This window comes from Archangium sp. (assembly GCF_057119385.1).
Map to the genome: position 1 here is coordinate 1 of NZ_DBNGVP010000142.1, position 3,450 is coordinate 3,450.

4 protein-coding genes are annotated in these 3,450 nt (G+C 67.6%); 2 read left to right on the plus strand and 2 right to left on the minus strand.

Going from position 1 to position 3,450, the window contains the following annotated elements; all coding sequences use genetic code 11:
* Nucleotides 1-797: ExeA family protein (locus AC16DP_RS34105; protein WP_483956926.1), on the minus strand; the 797-nt coding region annotated here is incomplete at its 3' end.
* On the minus strand, nt 794-1,027 hold the full coding sequence (locus AC16DP_RS34110; RefSeq protein WP_329734289.1) for a hypothetical protein: 234 nt from the start codon (nt 1,025-1,027) through the stop codon (nt 794-796). The genes AC16DP_RS34105 and AC16DP_RS34110, both read right to left, overlap by 4 nt.
* 713 nt (nt 1,028-1,740) lie before the next feature.
* On the opposite strand from AC16DP_RS34110, the gene AC16DP_RS34115 reads away from it, so the two are divergent.
* Complete coding sequence (locus tag AC16DP_RS34115; RefSeq protein WP_329734288.1) at nt 1,741-2,406, plus strand: DUF6310 domain-containing protein; 666 nt, start codon at nt 1,741-1,743, stop codon at nt 2,404-2,406.
* Nucleotide 2,407: 1 nt separating this feature from the next.
* On the plus strand, nt 2,408-3,166 hold the full coding sequence (locus tag AC16DP_RS34120) for a DUF5953 family protein (RefSeq protein WP_329734287.1): 759 nt from the start codon (nt 2,408-2,410) through the stop codon (nt 3,164-3,166).
* The last annotated feature ends 284 nt before the right edge of the window (nt 3,167-3,450 follow it).

Consider the following 3,450-nt stretch of genomic DNA (forward strand, 5'->3'; position numbering starts at 1 on the left):
CCGGTGTCGAGGACACGCGCCAGGGTGTCGCGCTCCACCAGCTTCTTCTTCTTGCGAGCGGCCTCGCGCAGCGCGGCGGTGGCCAGGCGGTCCATGTCGCGCAGGGCGCCGCTGGCCGCCTCGTGCAGCATGGCCACGGCGTCGGAGGCGAACAGCTCGCGCTCGCACCCGGCCTTTTCCAGGCGCACGCGCAGGTACTCGGCGGTGTCCTCGGGACACAGGGGGGTGAGGTGCAGGCGGGTGTGCAGCCGGGAGTAGAGGCTGCGATTGTGCCGGCGCGACAGGCGGCCCTCCAGCTCCGGCAGGCCCACCAGCACCAGGCTCAGCAGGGCCTGGGAGTCCCACTGGTAGTTGAGGAGTATGTGCAGGCCCCCTGGTACGTCCTGGTGCAGCAGGTGGGACTCGTCCAGGAGAAACACGGGGTGGGTTCGTTCCTGGCCCAGCTGCTCCACGTGGGTGGCCACGGCGTAGAAGACAGCCGCCGCGGTGGCCGAGGGCTTGAGGCCCAGCGCCAGGCACAGCTGGCGGTAGAAGTCGCGCCGGCCCAGGGTGGCGTTGTGGCAGGAGGTGAGGCGGAAGCCGCCGTGGGGCAGCCGGTGGCGCAGCGCGCGCAGCACGCAGGTTTTTCCCACGCCCGGCTCGCCGGTGAGCACCACGCTCTGGCGCTGACGCAGGGCCTCGCACAGCTCCTCCACCAGCGCGCTCTTGGAGGAGGGCAGCCAGAGGTCGGCGTCGGAAATCTCCTTGGAGAAGGGAGCCAGGGAGAGGCCGAAGTGGGAGAGGTAGGAGGGCGTCATGCCTCACCCCCGTCCTCGCCGGCGGCGTGGGCGGGAGGGCGGCCCACGGCCTTGTCCAGCAGGGCGCGCGGCGGGTCGAAGGCCGTGTGGCGGGGAGCCGTCTCGTCCAGGTGGGGGCGGCGCCTGGGGCGAGAGCGCCGGGAGTTGCGCACCGGGTCCACCGGGTGCAGGGCAATGCGCTGGCCCGCGACTCGGATGATTCCTTGGCTGCTCCGCTTCTCTTTCTCCAATGTCTCCGCGGAGCCCTGGCCCGTGCCGTGCTGCTACACGGTCACGGGCCTCTTTTTCTCCGCGCCCGAATCGGGCCCTCGGAGCGGCACTGCGCCGCGTGGTCCCCGCCCTCCTGGGGCTCGCGCACTACCTCACCCGTCACTCCTTTACCCGAACCTGCTGGGTGATGGGCCGCCCCACTCCCCTACGGCTTCTCCCATCATCCAGTCGGTCCGATTCCGGGCCGATCTCCCTCATCCAGCGTGCTCGGTAACACCTCGCCGGGCCGGACGGCGGGTGGATCAACGGCCCAGGTCCTCCGCGCCAACGGCGCCATGGGCTGACCGCCCGCCTTCATCGCCAGGCCGCCGCCCCAGTCGCTCGGGCAGTGAGTGGCGCCGCCACGAAGTGCCTGACACCATTCCCGGCCATGAATGGGTTGGAGGACGTGGCCATGCGTTTCCGGGCGTGCATCGCACTTCTGCTCTTCGTCTCGGCCTGTACGACGACACCGCCAGCCCCAGGAGAGCCTGCCGTTCAGGACCCGAGGCTCGCCAACCTCCAGCGAGCGGCGAAGCTGCCCTGGACGGACGGGGGGCGTTGCGTTGTCCAGGAGGCATCCCTGCCCTGGCCCGTGCTGGTGGAGCGATGCTTTCAGGCCCTCGACCATGAGCGCATCCGGTTCAACGACCCCACGGGAAGATGCGCGGTTGCCTCCGCGGGGGCGGCTGGCATGGGACTCGGCATCTGCGTGCTGGCGGCACCGGAGATCGTCGTGGGAGCGGTGATCGTCGCGGGCGTGGTCGTGGTGGGCTTTGCCATCAAAGAGGCGCTGGATGCGTATGAGCGGAAATGGGCCGAGCCCGAGACAACAAGGCCCACGCCTGAAACGCGGCCCGTGCCAGAAGTGAAGCCCGCACCTGAGGCCAGGCCCGCTCCGCAACAACCCTCGCCGACGAAAAGGCCCAAGCCGGAGCCAAAAGGGCCGGAGCTCCCTCCTCTGGGGCCTATCGAAACCTCGGAGCGAGAGCGCCGCCCGGAGTGCAAGCCCGTCCCGGTGCCACACCTGGGTGGTAATGACCCGCACAACCAATGCGCCGACAACCTTCCGAACAACACCTTCCCTGGCTGGGATGTGCTCGTGAATGGAAAGAACTTCGACGCGCTGCAACTGGCCACGCGCACGCTGTGGGATGTCAAAACGGACGCCTTCGACAAGCACGAATCGCGATCCCAAGACTTCTTCATCCAAATGAAGCTGCCGGAAATACAACGCGAGAAGAGACTCGCAGAAGAGTGTGGGTATGACTTCGTCGTTGGCGTGCGCAGCAAAGCACATCAACTCGCGCTGGAACGCGCGGACAATACCCTCAGGGCCGTCCTCATGGACTGGTGCTGACATGAATGCCCATTCAAACAAGCTCAGCATCATCATCAACGCCCCCGCACTCGTGAGTGGCGATGAGCGGCCCCTCGCAATCATCCATGGAATGGAGCGTGCTCTTCCAGGGTTGCGACTGGAGTGGACGCTCTCTGAAAAGGGAGACATCGTTGCATTGCCTGACCGCGACGAGTGGCTCGCGGCCAGCAGGACGGATGGCGGGTTTCCGTTCGTTTGCAACGATGACGATGACTGCCCCATGACGCTATTTGGCTTGGAAAACCCAAATGGTCTTTACACGGGGGGCGGGCCGCACTTTGAAGTCCATGGGTCGCTGTACCAGGAAGCAGTCGGCATCACGCAGGCAGAGGATGTGCTGGAGGCGATAGGAGAGGCATCTCGCGGATTCTGGGGGGATGTGACGCCACTCAGCGCGGGCGCCGAGATTTCGCGGCAGACGCGCGATCCACTGCGCAAGCCGGGGCTCCCGCCACGGGGGTTGCCTGCGCTCAGGTTCCCAGACTCCATCCGCGCGCCTGAGATTCCGCATCGCCTGGGGTGGCTGAACTACTGGTCGGCCGCTGCCGCACGCGCCATCGGATTCCCAGACCCGGCCCGCGACACGGAACTGCTTTCGCGCTCCCGACAGACCGTGACGGGCGGATGGGTTGTCAGGCTCACCGATGCGCCGCTCGACCTGGACAACCCCGCGCACCTGGACGCACTCAAACGGGCCTACGCGCGCTTCCCGGAGATCGGCGGGCGCTCCACGCCCTGAGGCTCGGCACGGCTCGCCATGGCCGTGCTCGAGGTTCCAGCTTTGGGCTCACGCGGGCCGAGCGGCAGCCAGGACGGCGAGCGCCGCCTGACGTGGAGAGAAGGTGCAGCACAGGTCGACAGCGCACCTGTACGGTAGGACGCACCGGAAGCACCGGGCAACTCCTGGCTCGAGGGCTCGGCTCCATGCGAACAAGCGTCCCGGGCCCCCGGTGGGCGGAGAGGCCAGCGAGGAGCACGCATGGATGAGAAGAAGAAGCCCGGGACGAGTTGGGAGGAACGGAC